Annotated in this window: 13 protein-coding genes; 3 read left to right on the top strand and 10 right to left on the bottom strand. The window is 71.3% G+C overall.

What is annotated here, in order from left to right:
* Positions 1–142: 142 nt before the first annotated feature.
* Genes BKA14_RS02920 through BKA14_RS02910 form a run of 3 tightly spaced genes read right to left on the bottom strand, consistent with a single transcriptional unit; the run spans position 143 to position 2,200 of the window.
* Entirely contained in the window at positions 143–1,291 is a 1,149-nt protein-coding gene (locus BKA14_RS02920) for an RNA polymerase sigma factor (RefSeq protein ID WP_184949391.1), read from the bottom strand.
* Positions 1,288–1,695, bottom strand: coding sequence for a YciI family protein (locus BKA14_RS02915; protein ID WP_184949390.1), 408 nt, complete (start codon positions 1,693–1,695; stop codon positions 1,288–1,290). The genes BKA14_RS02920 and BKA14_RS02915 overlap by 4 nt, the downstream gene beginning before the upstream one ends.
* Before the next feature lie 13 nt (positions 1,696–1,708).
* Positions 1,709–2,200, bottom strand: coding sequence for a pyridoxamine 5'-phosphate oxidase family protein (locus tag BKA14_RS02910; protein WP_184949389.1), 492 nt, complete (start codon positions 2,198–2,200; stop codon positions 1,709–1,711).
* Between the two features lie 211 nt (positions 2,201–2,411).
* Between BKA14_RS02910 and BKA14_RS02905 the strand changes: the two genes are divergently transcribed.
* Complete coding sequence (locus BKA14_RS02905) at positions 2,412–2,951, top strand: hypothetical protein (RefSeq protein WP_239092934.1); 540 nt, start codon at positions 2,412–2,414, stop codon at positions 2,949–2,951.
* Between the two features lie 21 nt (positions 2,952–2,972).
* Here the strand turns inward: BKA14_RS02905 and BKA14_RS02900 are convergent, their stop codons facing one another.
* Together BKA14_RS02900 and BKA14_RS02895 are read right to left on the bottom strand one after the other, a co-directional pair.
* Positions 2,973–3,446, bottom strand: a complete 474-nt coding sequence (locus BKA14_RS02900) for a hypothetical protein (RefSeq protein WP_184949388.1) — start codon at positions 3,444–3,446, stop codon at positions 2,973–2,975.
* A 113-nt stretch (positions 3,447–3,559) separates the two neighbouring features.
* Positions 3,560–4,555 (bottom strand): LacI family DNA-binding transcriptional regulator, encoded by a 996-nt coding sequence (locus BKA14_RS02895; protein ID WP_184949387.1) that lies wholly within the window; start codon positions 4,553–4,555, stop codon positions 3,560–3,562.
* Between the two features lie 57 nt (positions 4,556–4,612).
* Between BKA14_RS02895 and BKA14_RS02890 the strand changes: the two genes are divergently transcribed.
* Both BKA14_RS02890 and BKA14_RS02885 read left to right on the top strand, forming a co-directional pair.
* A complete protein-coding gene (locus tag BKA14_RS02890; protein WP_184949386.1) occupies positions 4,613–7,261 on the top strand; it encodes a beta-glucosidase in 2,649 nt (882 codons plus the stop codon).
* A 118-nt stretch (positions 7,262–7,379) separates the two neighbouring features.
* Positions 7,380–7,985 (top strand): FHA domain-containing protein, encoded by a 606-nt coding sequence (locus BKA14_RS02885; protein ID WP_184949385.1) that lies wholly within the window; start codon positions 7,380–7,382, stop codon positions 7,983–7,985.
* A 1,757-nt stretch (positions 7,986–9,742) separates the two neighbouring features.
* Here BKA14_RS02885 and BKA14_RS02880 read toward each other — a convergent pair.
* The 5 genes from BKA14_RS02880 to BKA14_RS02860 form a co-directional block, all read right to left on the bottom strand.
* Complete coding sequence (locus tag BKA14_RS02880) at positions 9,743–11,143, bottom strand: MFS transporter (RefSeq protein ID WP_184949384.1); 1,401 nt, start codon at positions 11,141–11,143, stop codon at positions 9,743–9,745.
* A gap of 27 nt (positions 11,144–11,170) precedes the next feature.
* Positions 11,171–12,955: a LamG-like jellyroll fold domain-containing protein gene (locus BKA14_RS02875; RefSeq protein WP_203722359.1), complete on the bottom strand. Its 1,785-nt coding sequence runs from the start codon at positions 12,953–12,955 to the stop codon at positions 11,171–11,173.
* Positions 12,956–13,035: 80 nt separating this feature from the next.
* Positions 13,036–13,608: a histidine phosphatase family protein gene (locus BKA14_RS02870; RefSeq protein ID WP_184949383.1), complete on the bottom strand. Its 573-nt coding sequence runs from the start codon at positions 13,606–13,608 to the stop codon at positions 13,036–13,038.
* A 51-nt stretch (positions 13,609–13,659) separates the two neighbouring features.
* Entirely contained in the window at positions 13,660–14,253 is a 594-nt protein-coding gene (locus tag BKA14_RS02865; RefSeq protein WP_184949382.1) for an FMN reductase, read from the bottom strand.
* Entirely contained in the window at positions 14,250–15,335 is a 1,086-nt protein-coding gene (locus BKA14_RS02860; RefSeq protein WP_184949381.1) for an LLM class flavin-dependent oxidoreductase, read from the bottom strand. Before BKA14_RS02860 ends, BKA14_RS02865 begins: the two co-directional genes overlap by 4 nt.
* Positions 15,336–15,341: the final 6 nt, after the last annotated feature.

The raw sequence follows: 15,341 nt of genomic DNA, 5'->3' as shown, positions 1-15,341 counted from the left end.
CTGCGGCTGGGATTGCGGCTGCGGCCGGGACTGGGGCTGGGGTTGGGGTTGGGGTTGGGGTTGGTCGAGGTTGCGGCGGTAGCGACCGGCCCGTGGTTCACCCATGGGCCGGAAGTGTGGTCAACGGTCCTCGCGTCAGCCTTCAACTCAGCTCGGAGTTGCCTCGGAGCCGGGCCGCGGCGCGGGTCAGGTGGTCGCGTTCGGCCAGACTGGCCGCCAGGTGCGCCGCCTCGGCGTACAGCTCGGCCGCCCGTTCCCGCTCGCCCGCCCGTTCCAGCAGGTAGGCGCGGGCCGCCTGGTGGCGGGGCAGCGCGGGGTCGACCTTGTCCAGCTCGGCCAGCCCGGCCCGCGGCCCGTCGGCCTCGCCGATCGCGACCGCGCGGTTGAGCCGCACCACCGGGCTGCCGGTGAGCCCGAGCAGTTCGTCGTACCACTCGACGATCTGCACCCAGTCGGTCTCGGCGGCGCTCGGGGCGTCCGCGTGCAGGGCGGCGATAGCGGCCTGGGCCTGGTATTCGCCGAGCCGGTCCCGGGCCAGCGCGGCCTGCAGGATCTCCACACCCTCGGCGATCAGGGCGGTGTCCCACCGGGAGCGGTCCTGCTCGGCCAGCGGCACGAGCCGGCCGCCGGGCCCGGTGCGCGACGCCCGGCGCGCGTGGTGCAGCAGCATCAGCGCGAGCAGGCCCGCCGCTTCGGGGTCACCGGTCGCGGCGGCCAGCTGCCGGGTGAGCCGGATCGCCTCGGCGGCCAGGTCCACGTCGCCGCCGTAGCCTTCGTTGAAGACCAGGTAGAGCACGCGCAGCACGGTGCCGGGGTCACCGGGCCGGTCGAGCGGCAGGCCGGCCAGTTGCCGTTTGGCCCGGCTGATGCGCTGGGCGATGGTCGCCTCGGGCACGAGGTAGGCGGCCGCGATCTGCCGGGTGGTCAGGCCGCCGACCGCGCGCAGGGTCAGCGCGACGGCCGTGCCGGGCGACAACGACGGGTGCGCGCACAGGAAATACAGCCACAGCGTGTCGTCGGTGGCCGCCACCGAGCCCGGTGCCGGTTCGGCCTCGACGGCGAGCTCACGCCGTTGCCGCGCGGACTCCGACCGTACGGCATCGAGGAACTTGCGCCAGGCGGTGGCGACCAGCCAGCCTTTGGGGTCGCGCGGCGGGTCACCGGGCCACGTCTCCAGCGCGCGGATCAGGGCCTCCTGCACGGCGTCCTCGGCCGCGGCGAACTCCGCCCCGCGCCGGACCAGGACACCGATCACGGCGGGGACGAGTTCGCGCAGCAGGGTGTCGTTCACTCGAGGACCGTGGGCGCCTCGGTCATGAACGGCCGCAGTTCCAGCCACTCCTGGATCGGCCGCCCGCCCGCGCCGGGTGCGTCCGACAGCTCGGCCGCCAGTTCCAGGGCCCGCTCGTACGAGTCGACGTCGATGACCATCCAGCCCGCGATCAGGTCCTTGGTCTCGGCGAACGGGCCGTCGGTGACCGGCGGTTGCCCCGGGCCGCCGGAGCGGACGAACGTGCCCTGCGGGGAGACCGCCTGACCGTCGACGAACTCGCCGGTGGACTGGAGCTTGGCCGCCCAGTCCTGCATGTATTGGATGTGCGCGGTGACCTCCTCCGGGGTCCAGCGGTCCATCGGCACGTCGTTGGTCGGCGCAGGGGCGCCACGATAGTGCTTGAGCAGCAGATACTTGGCCATGGGGGTGCTCCCTTCAGAGCTTCGCGGCGCGCTCGCGGACGAGTTCCTCGACCGCGGTGGGCAGGGTGGTCTCGAAGTCGATCAGTTTGGCCCAGGTCGGGGTGACGACGATGCGCACCATCCCGTCGTACAGGGAACGCACCTCGGCCTCCCAGCCGACGCGCTGTTCGGGCGTCATGTCGTAGGTGCCGTTCATCTGCAGGTACTCCGCGGGGATGCCGTCGACCACGTCGAGTTCGCACCGGCCCCGGATCAGCAGGATCTTGGGCGGGTGCACCTCGGTGTCGATCGTCAGGGCGACCGCCGGGTTGTGCCGCAGCGAGGGCAGCTTCGGGGCGTTCTTGGCGGTGCAGAGCACGATCTGCGAACCGTTCCAGGTGAACGCGATCGGGATGCTGCGCGGGGTGCCGTCCCTGGCCACGTAGGCCAGGCGGGTGATGTCGCGGGCCAGCAGTTCCCGGCTGAGCGGGCGGTTCAGGACCTCGGTGATCTCGTGCTGTTCCATCGTCGCCCCTGAGGTAGGTGGGTGCTTGCACCCCGGGGACGGAGCCGGTCGGGCGTTCTCGACATCGCCGCCGGCATTTTCTCGAAGAAATCCGGCACAGCTTGCGCACAGCTGCTCCGAGCGAACTTCGAGGCGGCGCCGACGCGGTGACGAGGTCGGGCGGTTTGGGTGGGTCGGCATCGGAGAACCGGCCTCGCGAAAGGACAGCATCGTGGTCGAGAAGAGGACTTCCCGCCGGGCGGCGGGGCTGCTCGTGGCGGCGGCCGCGGCGGTGCTGAGCGCGGCCTGCGGCGGCGACTCCGGCGACGCGGGCACCGGCAACAGCGGCGGGGGCGGGCCGGGCGGCGCGTTCACGGCCTACACGGACTGCCTCAAGAACAACGGCGTCACGATCACGATGCCGTCGGGCGGGCCCCGCGAGAGCGGCGCGCGACCGTCAGGAATGCCCCGGCCGTCGGGCAGCGCCGGACCCGGCGGGGGCGGTTTCCCCGGGGGCGGCGGCATGGCCGGCAAGCCCGCCGGGGTCGACGACGCCACCTGGCAGAAGGCGCAGGAGGCGTGCTCGTCGCTGCGTCCCTCGGGCCGGCCCGGCGGCGAGGGCCGGGGCAACGGGCAGAACGCGGCCTACCAGAACTGCCTCAAGGAGAACGGCGTGACCGATCCGTCGACGCTCGACACGACCGACGCCACGACCCGGAAGGCGATCGAGACCTGCCGGGTGCTGCAGCCGACGGCCGCGCCCAGCGCCTGAGCCCGGCCCGCGAAACTGGGCCTAGCGGCGGCCTTGAACGTCGAGGCGGGACCAGCGGTCGGCCAGGTCGCGGCGGCGGCACGCGACCAGGTGCCCGGCCAGGATGGCGGGCTGCCCCCCACGGACGCAGGCGTCGGCCCCGGCCGTGAGCACCGCGGCCACCAGCTCGGCCGGGGCCTCCTCGTCGACCAGGGCGACGATCATCGTGCGGCCCGGCAGCACCCGGCGGGCGGTCGCCACCGCCCGCTCGGTGGCCCCGGCGAACAGCACGATCTCGTCGGGGCGCAGGTCGTCGAGGTTGTCGGCTTGGCGCAGCGACCAGCCGTGGGGCAGATGCTGAGCCAGGCCGGCCACGCGACCGGGATGGCCGAAGCAGGCCACGGCGGGCAGCGGGCCCCGGCCCGTACGGGGAAAGGTTGCGGGGTTGATCGGCAGGTCGGTCGCCGTGGCGGTGAAGTCGTGCGTGCCGGTGTTTCGATTGAGCTGAACGAGCATGGCGCTCCCCCTGTGTGCGAACCGTTCTGACACCCCTCACGATTCGCCCGCCGGCTGAGTCACCCGTGTGCTCCGCCTGTGCGTTTGTTGTGCACTTGATCGACGTGCGCCGATCAGGCGGTGGCCCGGCGCACGACCCGCACGATGTCGGCGGCGGGCAGGTCGGGAGCGGCCCGCCCGCTGATCGCGGCGACGACGGTGGCCGCCAGGTGCGCCCCGACGACCGTCTGATCGGTGGTCACCGTGGTCAGCGGCGGGTCGGCCAGACGGGCCGGCGGGATGTCGTCGACCCCGATCACGGCCAGGTCGTCCGGTGCCGTCAGACCTTCCCTCCGTACGCCGGCCAGGACCGCCAGTGCCACCTCGTCGTTGTACGCGCAGACGGCCGTCACCCCGGTCGCGCGCCACCGCCGTACGGCCTCGGCGGCGGCGGCCGGGTCGAGCGGGACGGTCAGGCCGACCGGCGTGGGCAGCCGCAGCGCGGCGCACGCGGCGCGCACCCCGGCCAGCCGCGGCTCGGCGAAGAACCGGACCCGCTCGTCGTCGGGGTAGGCGAAGCCGAGGCGGGTGTGCCCGGCCCGGGTGAGGTGCTCGGCCTGGCGGCGGCCGACGAGTTCCTGCGGCACGGCCAGCGAGCGGCCCTTGCGGCGGCTGACCGCCTCCACGATGGCGACCCCGGCCGCGCGCATGGCGGCCACGTCGGCGTCGGAGAACTCGGTGTACGCGATGACGGCGGCCGGGGTGATCGCCTTCCACAGCTCGGTCATCGGGCGTTCCTCGCGGTTGCCCGGGTGCACGACCAGGGTCAGGCCGTGCCGGGTGAGCGCGGACGAGAGCCGGCCCAGCATCGAGCCCACCTCGGGGCCGATCGGCCAGTCGGGCAGCAGGCACAGCACCACGTCGGAGCGGCCCGTGCGCAGGGTCCGCGCGGCGGCCGAGGGGGAATAGCCCAGCCGGGCGGCCGCGTCGAGCACACGGGTGCGGGTGCCGGCCGAGATAGTCTGGCGGGGCGTGTCGTTGAGGACGTAGCTGACGGTGGCCCGCGAGACCCCGGCCAGCCGGGCCACGTCGGCGCTCGTGACCCTCTTGGTGGTGGTGGACTCACTCATCGGGATCACGGCCTCCTCGTGCTGACAATCCCAACTTACACGTGTAACCATGAGGGGATGAGTTCCGACCTCGTCGCCCTCGTCAAGTCGCTCGACCTTCGCTCCAAGGTTCGCCTCCTCACCGGGGCCACCGCGTTCACGCTGGCCGGCGAACCGGCGATCGGGCTGCACGAGATGCGCTTCTCCGACGGCCCTACGGGCGTACGCGGATTGAAGTTCACCGGTGGCCGGGTGGTGACCTTGTTCCCCAACGCCACGCTGCTGGCCGCCACGTGGGACGAGCAGACCGCGTACGAGGTGGGACAGCTCCTGGCCGAGGAAGCCGCCGCGCAGGAGATCCACGTGGTGCTGGGGCCGACGATCAACCTGCACCGCTCCCCGCTGGGCGGCCGGCTGTTCGAGGCGTACTCGGAGGATCCGCTGCTCACCGGGCGCCTGGCCGCCGCCTACGTGCGGGGCATGCAGGACAGTGGCGTCGCCGCGTGCCTCAAACACCTGGTCGCCAACGAGAGCGAGACCGACCGCGACACGATGAACTCGGTAGTCGACGAGCGCACGCTGCACGAGCTGTACCTGCTGCCGTTCGAGATCGCCGCGCAGGACGCCGGCGCATGGACGATGATGGCGGCCTACAACGACGTCAACGGTGTGGCCGCGACCGAACAGGACTACGTCAACAACAAGGTCGTCAAGGGCGACTGGGGCTGGCCCGGCCTGATCATGTCGGACTGGTTCGCCACGAAGACCGCCGCCCCCGCCGCCAACGGCGGTCTCGACCTGGTCATGCCCGGCCCCGACGGCCCGTGGGGCGACGCGCTGGTGGCGGCCGTGCAGGCGGGCGAGGTCGACGAGTCAGCGATCGACGACCACGTGACCCGGCTGCTGCGCCTGGCCGAACGGGTCGGCGCCCTCGGCGAGCCCCGCACGTGGCCCGGCGACCTGCCAAAACCCGATTCCCCCGTACGCCGGGAGCAGTTGACCCGCCTGGCCGCGCGCGGCATCACCGTGCTCAAGAACGACAACGACCTGCTGCCGCTCAGCCGCTCGGCCTCCGTGGCCCTGATCGGCCGGCACGCCGTCGACACGATCGACATGGGCGGCGGTTCGGCCGCAGTGAACGCGCCGTACCAGGTCAGCGTGGCCGAAGGCCTGACCGCCCAGCTGGGCGACCGGGTGACGGTGCTCGACGGCGTCGACGTGCGCACCCGCCCGATCCCCGCCCGCGGCGGCTACCTGACCGCACCGTCCACCGGCCGGCCGGGCATCGACGTCATCCTGTACGACGCCACCGGCACCGAACTCGAACGCCGCTACTGCCCCCAGTCCAAAACCATGATCGGCATGGACGACGACTTCCCGGGCACCGTCACGTCGGCCCGCCTCCTCGCCGACGTCCACACCACCCCGTCCGGGGCCGACATCCCGCCGCCCGACTCCGGCTCTCCCACCCCTGCCGCCACTAGCCAAACCTCCACCACCTCCAGCACGAGTACCCCCGGTAGCACCGCCACCCCGGCCGACCAGCCCTCCTCCACCGGCCCCACCTCCCCCACCGCCACTGGCCAGACCTCCACCACCTCCAGCACCGCCCCCGACCAGACCTCCGCCGCCGGCCCCCCGTCTGCCACCGCCACTGGCCAGACCTCCACCACCGCCGCCGGGACGGCCTCCCCCACGCGCGGCGGGCTTGAGCTGGGTGTGTTCGGTGTGGGCGAGTGGCAGGTCGTGGGCGGTGAGTCCTTTGTGCTGCGGTCGGGCGGCGGGATGGGTGAGGACGTTCTGACTCCGCCGTATCGCACTTTCACCCCGGAATCGGCGCCCGAGCGGTTCGAGGCCACCGTGGCCATCGACGGCATGGGGCTTTACGGACTCGTCGGGAATGTCGCCCCGCGGGCCGGCGCCGACGTGATCGAGGAGGCCGTACGGGTGGCGACCGGCGCCGACGTGGCGGTCGTGGTCGTGGGGCTGACCGAGGAGCAGGAGACGGAGTCGGTCGACAAGACGACGCTGCGGCTGCCCGGCGACCAGGACGCGCTGGTGGAGGCGGTGGCCGATGCTGCCGCCCGTACGGTGGTGGTCGTCAACGCGGCCACCCCGGTGCTCATGCCGTGGCTGGCGAAGGTCGAGGCCGTGCTGTGGGCCGGGCTGCCCGGGCAGGAGGGCGGACACGCGGTCGCCGCGGCCCTGCTCGGCGACATCGAACCGGCGGGCCGGCTGGTCACGTCGTTCCCGGCCGCCGACGAGGCCTCGCCCGCGTGGTCGGTGACGCCGGTCGACGGCGAGGTGGCGTACGGGGAAGGAACCTTCATCGGCTATCGCGGGCACGCCGCGGGGCGCGCGCCCGAACCGGCGTTCTGGCTGGGGCACGGACTCGGGTACGGCGACTGGGAGTACAGCGACGTACGGCTGGTCACCGGGGACGCCCCCTCGATCACCGTGACCGTGCGTAACATCGGCCGGCACACGAGCCGCGAAGTGGTGCAGGTCTACCTGCGTCCCGTCGAGGCGGACGAGCCCGTACGGCTGGTGGGGTGGACAGCTGTCGAAGTCGATCCGGGCAAGTCGGCGCGCGTCGTCGTCCACACCGATCGCCGGCTGTGGCGACGCTGGGACGCGCAGTCACATTCGTGGGGCGGGCGGCTCGCCGACGGCGGACACTTCCTGGTCGCGCGCGGATTGGGCGACATCCGCGCGACGGTGTCCTGATCGCGGCCGCGACTCCTGGCATACTCGTTCCCTGCCGTGTCGTACGACCCGTCTGGATCACGCCGTGACCGCTGCGCCCGAACGCGTGGGACTCGAAGACTTCGAGCTCCACAGTCCGGTGCGCCCGAAAAACGTCCTCGAAGCCATGCGGCGCGAAGCGGAACGGCACAAAGCCCTGCTCGGCGAGGGCCGCACACTGGTGCCGAACCGCTACACGGTCGGCCTGTCCGCCTACGACCACCGCCGCTGGGCCCCGCACGCCACCCAGCTGGCGCAGGACCTGGCCGTTCACCAGGCCGCCCTGATCGCGGACCAGGCCTGGATCGTCTACGGCGACGTCTCGGTCGAGATTTTCGTGCTGGAAGACCTGGACACCGGCACGTTCCGGGTGGCCGCCCTGCTCGAACCCGACCCCCCACCCCTGGTCTCCTTCGGCGACGAGGCCGTGGCCACCCTGGTCAGCGCGGAGGGACAGGTGTGGCCGCTCTCCGCGGGGCTGACCGTGCTGGGCCGCGACCGCCAGTCCGGCGTACGGCTGCGCGACCCGGGCGTGTCGCGCCGCCACCTGATCCTGGAAGCCGCCGACGACCGCATCACCCTGACCGACCTGGGCTCCCACAACGGCACCCGGGTCAACGGACATCCGGTGGCAACAGTCGACCTACGGCCGGGCGACGTCATCGAGGTCGGCGGCACCCACTTGACTTTGCGCTCCGCAACCTGACCGCGGTCCTGCAGCCGGCCTCCTAACGCCTCCCCAAGCCCCGCCCCTCCACGCGCCACCTCCCCGTGCGCTGCCTTCCCGCGCCTTCCCACGTGCCGCCTCCCGTGCCACGCTCATCCGCGCACCAAGTTCCTCGCGCCCGCCCCTCCGGGGCGACGGCCTCCCGCGTCCCACTTTCCCGCGCCCCGCCCTTCCGCGCCCCGCCACCCGCACGCCGCCCTCCCGCGTCCTGCCTTCCGCACGCCGCCCTCCCGCGTCCTGCCTTCCGCGCGCCGTCCTCCCGCATACCAGCTCTCCACGCGCCACCCTCATCGCGCCGCATCCCCACCTTCCCCTTCCGTGCGCCGTGCTCCGCACCTCGCCTTCCGGCGTCCCGCCCTTCCGCCCGCCGCCTTCCGCACGCCGCCACCCCGCCACCCGCACCTCGCCTTCCCGCGTCCCGCCCCTCCGCGCCGCCCTCCACGCGCCGCCACCCGCACCTCGCCTTCCCGCGTCCCGCCCTTCCGCGCGCCGCCCTCCCGCGCTCCGCCACCCGTACGCCGCCCTCCCACGCGTCGTCCTCCCGCGCGCCGCATTCCCGCGCCCCGTTCTCCCGCGCGCCGGCGCATTTCCACGTACCGCCCATCCGCGCGCCGCTTCCGGCACTCGGCTAATGCGTCCGCGAAATTGTCGTAAAGTGGCATGATCGACTACTGACATCGTGTGGGTTCTTCGGTGAAGAATGTAGGCATGGGTCGTCAGATGTCGTTGTTCAGCCGGGCCGTTATTGCTGAGATGCGGGATCGGACCAAGGCGCGTAATTATTCGCCGGGGAATGAGGAGTTTCGGCGTGACCACGAGCGGCGTCGTGCTTTTGGGCTGCGGCGGCGGCATGCGGAGAAGGCTCGGTGGGCTGCGCAAAATCAGGCGGTGATCTGGCCTCGCGGCCGTCCGGTTGCGCCGTCTTGTCGCCGGGACGTGGTTACCCGGCCGCGCGTTGCCTCTCGGAAAAGGTGGACTTCCCCGGTGGGGGTTCCGCTTACGGTTTTGCGTTCGGCTCACGCTCGTTGCATTTTAATGGAATTGTGTGGTTGCTCTCCGAGAATGGTTGCGGTGAAACTCGATGCCGTTTCCAGCACTCGGCAGGTGCAACTCACCATGCTGGGGTCAAGGTTGAAAGAATGGGTGGGCCCGTCCGGCCTGTTCAGTGCCTCGGCTTTGGTTTTCCACGTTGTGACAACCGCTGCCACGATCGCGCCAACATCACGTCACTCCCGGACTCGCCCATCACTCACTTTCCTGAGCTTCCCCGCCAGCGCGATAGCCACCGCCGCACTTGCCCCGGCATCACGCCACCCAGCGCTCCGCCCACCGCGCTCGGTCCCAGAACCGGCCGCCGGCTCGGTAGCCAGTGCCGCCCTCGACCAGAAGCCGCGCTCACCGAGCGCCAAACCCGGCGCCGCCCCAGGCTTGGCCGTCGGCGTGATAGCCACCGCCACGTTCGTCCCAACATCAGGCCACCCGGCGCCACGCCGCCCACCCCGCTCGGCCGCAAGCCGGGCCGCCAGCGCTTTGTCACCGCCGCACTCGTTCCAGCATCACGCCACCGAGCGTCACGGCCACGGCGCTCGTCTCAAGCCGGGCGGTCGGCGCGATAGTCACCGCCCCACCTATCGCATTCGCCCCTGAGGTGCCTCGCCGGCACGGTGATCATCGCTACCGCCATCCACCGCTTCGTGCCTCGGCCATAGTGGGCGGGCGACGGTTGGCGAAGGTGGTCAGGAAGCACGCGGGGCTGGGCGTGGGGGCTGAGCAGTGCGGCCGGTGATCACGTTGCCTGCGGTGGTGGGCAGGCGGAAAGCTTCGATCGCCGGGAGGATCAGGAGGGCCGCCAGCGCCAGGAAGGCCACTCGGAACGGCGTCCCGGTGAAGGTTTCTCCCAGCCGTACGAGTAAGGCTCCTAGAGCGACTCCTAGACCTGCGCCCAGTTCCTGAATTGTTGACATCAGGGTGTTGGCGCTGGTCATGCGGGCGGGTGGCACGTCGGCGAAGGCGATCGTGTTGTAGATGGTGAAGCCGGTCGAGCGGAAGACGCCGCTGAGCAGCAGGACTGTCAGGGTGACGAGCAGGGGGGTGGCGGCGGTCAGGAAGGCGATGCCGGCCAGGCACGCGGCGGAGGCCAGGACCGAGCCGAGCATGACTGTGCGGATGCCGAGGCGGCGCATCAGGGGGGTGGTGACCGGTTTGATGCCGATGTTTCCCAGGAACAGGGCGATCACCACCAGGCCGGCCTGGGCGGCGGTCCAGCCGAAGCTGAGCTGGAACAGCAGGGGCAGCAGGAACGGGATGGCGGTGATGGCGGCGCGGAACGTCGAGCCGCCGAGGGCCGTCGCGCGGTAGGTGCGTACGTGGAAGATGCTCAAGTCGACCAGGGGGTGGGTGGCTCGCCGGAGGTGGGCGGTGGCGGCGCCCAACGCGGCCGCGGCCGGCACGAGCAGGGTGACGGCGAGGGGCCAGCGGGGGTCGGGGCCGGCGACGGTTTCCAGGGCGGCCACCAGCGCCGCCGTGCCCAGGGCGATCAGCAGGAAGCCGCGCCGGTCGAGGGGGCGGGGGCGGTCGGCGCGCACGTCGGGCAGCAGGCGGTGGGCCAGCACCAGGGCGGCCAGGCCGAGCGGCACGTTGATCAAAAAGATCCAGCGCCAGGACGCGTACGTGCTGAGGACACCACCGAGTGCGGGGGCGATCAGTGGCGCCGCCAGTGCGGGCCAGGTCAGGTAGGCGATGGCGCGCACCAGGTCGGTCTTGGCCGTCGTACGGATCACCACGAGGCGGCCGACCGGCACCATCAGCGCACCGCCGGCACCCTGCAACACCCGGGTGCCGACCAGCATCGGCAGGGTGACCGCGACGGCGCACCCCACCGAGGCCAGCGTGAACACGGTCAGCGCGGCCGTGAAGACCCGGCGGGCGCCGTACCGGTCGGTCAGCCACCCGCTGATCGGGATGAGCACGGCCAGCGTGAGCAGGTAGGCGGTGATCGCCACGTTCACGCTGACCGGCTCGACCCCCAGGTCGGCCGCGATGTGCGGCGCGGCCGGGGCGATCACCGTCGCGTCCAGGATCTCCATGAAGAACGCGCCCGCGACCAGCAACGCGACGCCCCGGGCCTTACCGTCCATGGCTCGATCATGTGCCCCCGTACGGGGTCAGCGGTAGTGACCTCCCGGCAGGAACTGGGCGGGGCGCAGGGCGCGGGCGGTGATGCGGACGTCGCCGATCCAGCCGTAGAAGCCCTGGCCGTACTTGAGGTCGAACGACGTCGCGCCGAGGGTGAAGGGGCGGCCCACCGTGGCGATGCCCCGGGCCGGCTGGGTCGGATTACGGGCGATCTTGGAGCCGTTCACGTAGACGAGCGAGCGCTTGCCGTCGTTGACCACCGCCAGGTGCTGCCAGACGCCGGTGGGCAGGGCGTGGCTCCAGTGGGTCGGGTTGTGGTCGCCCACCTCGGAGTAGAGCACGTACTGCAGGAACCGTTCGCCCGAGATGTTCAGGCTGCACGTGGGTTCCAGGTCGGACCAGCCGCTGTGCTTGCCGGCGTCGCCCGCGCGGCCCTCCCAGCTCAGGATGCCCATCCACGAGTGGTCGCCGGCGAACGGCTCGGGCAGCTTGACGAAAGCCTCGATCGTGTAGCCGTCGAGGAACTTCGCGCTGTTGAGCGGCGCGTTGCCGGCGGTCTGCAGGACGGCGCCGCGGTCGGGGTTCTTGCCGCCGTCGAAGCGCAAGCTGGCGTGGGCGGGCGCGCCGACGTGGTGTTCCTCGCTCAGCGTCAGCGTCTCGGGGGTGCTGTTGGCGAGACGCCGTACGGTCAAATGGTTGCCTTTGCCGCTGAGGTCACGCACGGTCGCACCGTCGGCCACGCTCTGTCCGGCCTGGTCGAAACGCCAGTAGGCGGCGGTGTGCCGGTCGACCACCCGGGCCGCGGGCCGCGGGGCAGGCTTGGGCGTGGGGAACCGGGCGTCGAAGTCGAAGTCGAGGCTGAACCGGTCGACGTCGCTGGTCAGCTCGATCGTCTCGGACTCCAGCGGGGTCCGCCGGGCGGGGTCGCGGGCCAGGAACCAGGGCGCGAACGTCTCCACGTCGATCCGGTTGCGGACCAGGTCGAAGCGGTACAGCCGGATCATGCCGGCGCCGCCGTAGTAGCGGTCCTGATAGTTGGTGATGTGCACGTGGACGTCGTTGCCCCGGGCGTTCCTCAGGGTGGTGCGCCCGGGCGGCCAGTAGTGCCCGTTGAGGGTCAGGAAGATCTGGTCGTGGTCCTTGATCAGGTTGTCCCAGAGCCGCTGGCCGTGGTCCGACAGGGCGGCCTGCCCGGTGTCGTCGGCGTAGGCGAGGTCGTGGGTCGTGACGATCGTCGGATAGTCACCCATGATCGACTTGACCCAGGCCAGACCCTTGTCGGAGATGCGCCAGTCCAGGGCCAGGATCAGCCACTTCCGGCCGGCCGCCTCGATCAGGTGGGCCGTGTTGTAACCGTCGGGTGAGGCGCCCAGGAAGGTGCGCGACTTGCGCTGCCGCTGCGGGCCGAAGGTCGACAGGTACGCGCTGGCGCCGCGCTGGTCGTCCTTCGAGCCGTCGACGTCGTGGTTGCCGGCCAGCACGCTGTACGGCAACTTCCCGTCGATCTTCGTGAACGTCTGCCCGGCCAGCACGATCTCCTGCTCGGTGCCGTGCTCGGTGACGTCCCCGAGGTGCGTCAGGAAGGCGATGTTGTCCTCGGCCCGCTGCTCGAGCAGGTAGCCGAAGGTTTCCCGCAGCGGCGCCGGGTCGGAGCTGTCCGCGTCGAACAGGTACTGGGTGTCCGGCAGCACCGCGATCGCGAACCGCGGGTCGTCCTGATCGAACGTCGCCGGCGCGGCGTGCGCCACCTCGGGGGCCGCCGTCGTCACGAGGGTCGCGGCCGCGGCCGCCCTGAAAAGATTCCGTCGTTCCACGACGGTCAATATGGCGGCCGCACCGCAACATCAGGCGGCGTCAATCCGAAGCTTGCGTGATCTTCCGGGTGCGGACCGGCTCAGCCGCAGGGGGCGTTCCACGTGTCGATGGCGGTGCGCCCGTGGTCGAAACCCAGGATCGACAGCGTCGCCGTGCCCAGCTTGAGCCGGCCGCCGTACTCGGCCGGCAGCCCGAGCCACCGCGCCCCGACCACCCGCAACGCGTGGCCGTGCCCGATCAGCGCCACATCCCCCGCGTCGAGCAGGGGCCGGACCTTTTCCAGTACGCGGTCGATCCGCTCGGCGATCTGGTCGGGCGACTCGCCACCGGGCGCGCCGTCGGAGAACAGCCACCAGTCCGGATCGGTCTCGTGGATCGTGGCCGAGGTGATGCCCTCGTACTTCCCGTAGTTCCACTCGGCCAGATCCTCGGTCGTCTCGGTGACCGTGAGCCCGGCCAGCTCGGCGGTGCGTAACGCCCGCCGGCGTGGGCTCGAGACCACGGCCACGAATTGCCGCTTCTCGACCCGCGGCGCGACGGCCCGCGCCTGAAGCTCCCCGTCCGCGGTCAGATCGAGATCGGTGTACGACGTGTGCTTGCCGTTCGCACTCCACTCGGTCTGCCCGTGCCGGACCAGCACGATCTCACCCATGACGGTGACCCCTTCGTCGGCTCGCTTCTTTGTACCCCGGCGCCGCCCGTCTTACAGGAGGTCTTTGAAGTCGACAGTGAGCGCGAACGGATCCGCGACGGTGGCCGGCTCGCGGCGCGACACCTCGGCCACCAGTTCCGCCGCGGCCCGGGTGATCCGGGACTGCAGGTAGCCGTCCGACGAGTCGGCGCCCCAGTCGTCGGTGGCCGCGAAGACCGCCGTCGGCACCACGACCGCCCGCAGGTAGGCGAACATGGGTCGCAGAGCGTGCTCCAGGGCCAGCGAGTGGCGGGCCGTCCCGGCCGTGGCCGCGATCAGCACCGGCTTGTCGACCAGCGCGTCCTTGTCGACCACGTCGAAGAACGACTTGAACAGCCCGCTGTAACTGGCCGTGAAGATCGGCGTCACCGCGATCAGCCCGTCCGCGCCGGCCACCGCGTCCAGGGCCTGTTTGAGGGCCGCGGGCGGGAAGCCGGTCAGCAGGTGGTTGGCGATGTCGTGAGCGAGGTCGCGCAGCTCGATCACGGTGACGTCGAAGTCGATCTCACGGCCGGCCACCACGGCCGCGGCCAGCTGATCGGCCAGCAGCCGGGTGGACGAGGGCTGGCTCAGCCCCGCCGACACCACTACCAGGTTGCGCTTCATGCGGCGACCTCCTGCCGGGCGGCGAGCATCGAGGCGTGGGTAGGGGCGTCCGGCACGTGGGCCGGCTTGAGCGACGCGAACTCCTTGCGCAGCACCGGCACGACTTCCTCGCCGAGCAGGTCGAGCTGCTCCAGCACGGTCTTCAGCGGCAGACCGGCGTGGTCGAGCAGGAACAGCTGGCGCTGGTAGTCGCCGACGTAGTCGCGGAAGCCCAGCGTGCGGTCGATCACCTGCTGCGGGCTGCCCACGGTGAGCGGCGTCTGGCTGGTGAAGTCCTCCAGTGACGGGCCGTGGCCGTAGACCGGTGCGTTGTCGAAGTACGGCCGGAACTCCTTGACCGCGTCCTGGCTGTTCTTGCGCATGAAGACCTGCCCGCCGAGACCGACGATGGCCCGGTCGGGGTCGCCGTGGCCGTAGTGCGCGAAACGCTGGCGGTAGAGCGCGATCATCCGCTGCGTGTGCTCCTTCGGCCAGAAGATGTGGTTGGCGAAGAAACCGTCGCCGTAGAAGGCGGCCTGCTCAGCGATCTCGGGGCTGCGGATCGAGCCGTGCCACACGAACGGTGGGATGCCGTCGAGCGGGCGCGGGGTCGACGTGAACGACTGCAGCGGCGTACGGAACTTGCCGGACCAGTCGACGACGTGCTCACGCCACAGCTTGTGCAGCAGCGCGTAGTTCTCGATGGCGAGCGGGATGCCGGCCCGGATGTCCTTGCCGAACCAGGGGTAGACCGGCCCGGTGTTGCCGCGCCCCATCATCAGGTCGACGCGGCCGCCCGACAAGTGCTGCAGCATCGCGTAGTCCTCGGCGATCTTCACCGGGTCGTTGGTGGTGATCAGCGTGGTCGCCGTGCTGAGCAGCAGATTGTCGGTCTGCGCGGCGATGTAGCCGAGTGTGGTGGTGGGCGACGACGAGAAGAACGGCTCGTTGTGGTGCTCGCCGAGCGCGAAGACGTCGAGACCGACCTCCTCGGCGTGCTTGGCGATCGTCACGATGTTCTTGATGCGCTCGTGCTCGGTCGGCGTCTGCCCGGTCGTCGGATCGGTCGTGATGTCGCTGACGCTGAAGATTCCGAACTGCATGACCCG

The organism is Paractinoplanes abujensis (genome assembly GCF_014204895.1).
In the GTDB taxonomy this organism is placed as follows: Bacteria; Actinomycetota; Actinomycetes; order Mycobacteriales; family Micromonosporaceae; genus Actinoplanes; species Actinoplanes abujensis.
Note: the sequence above shows the minus strand (reverse complement) of the source record. Positions and strands in the feature narration are given on the sequence as shown.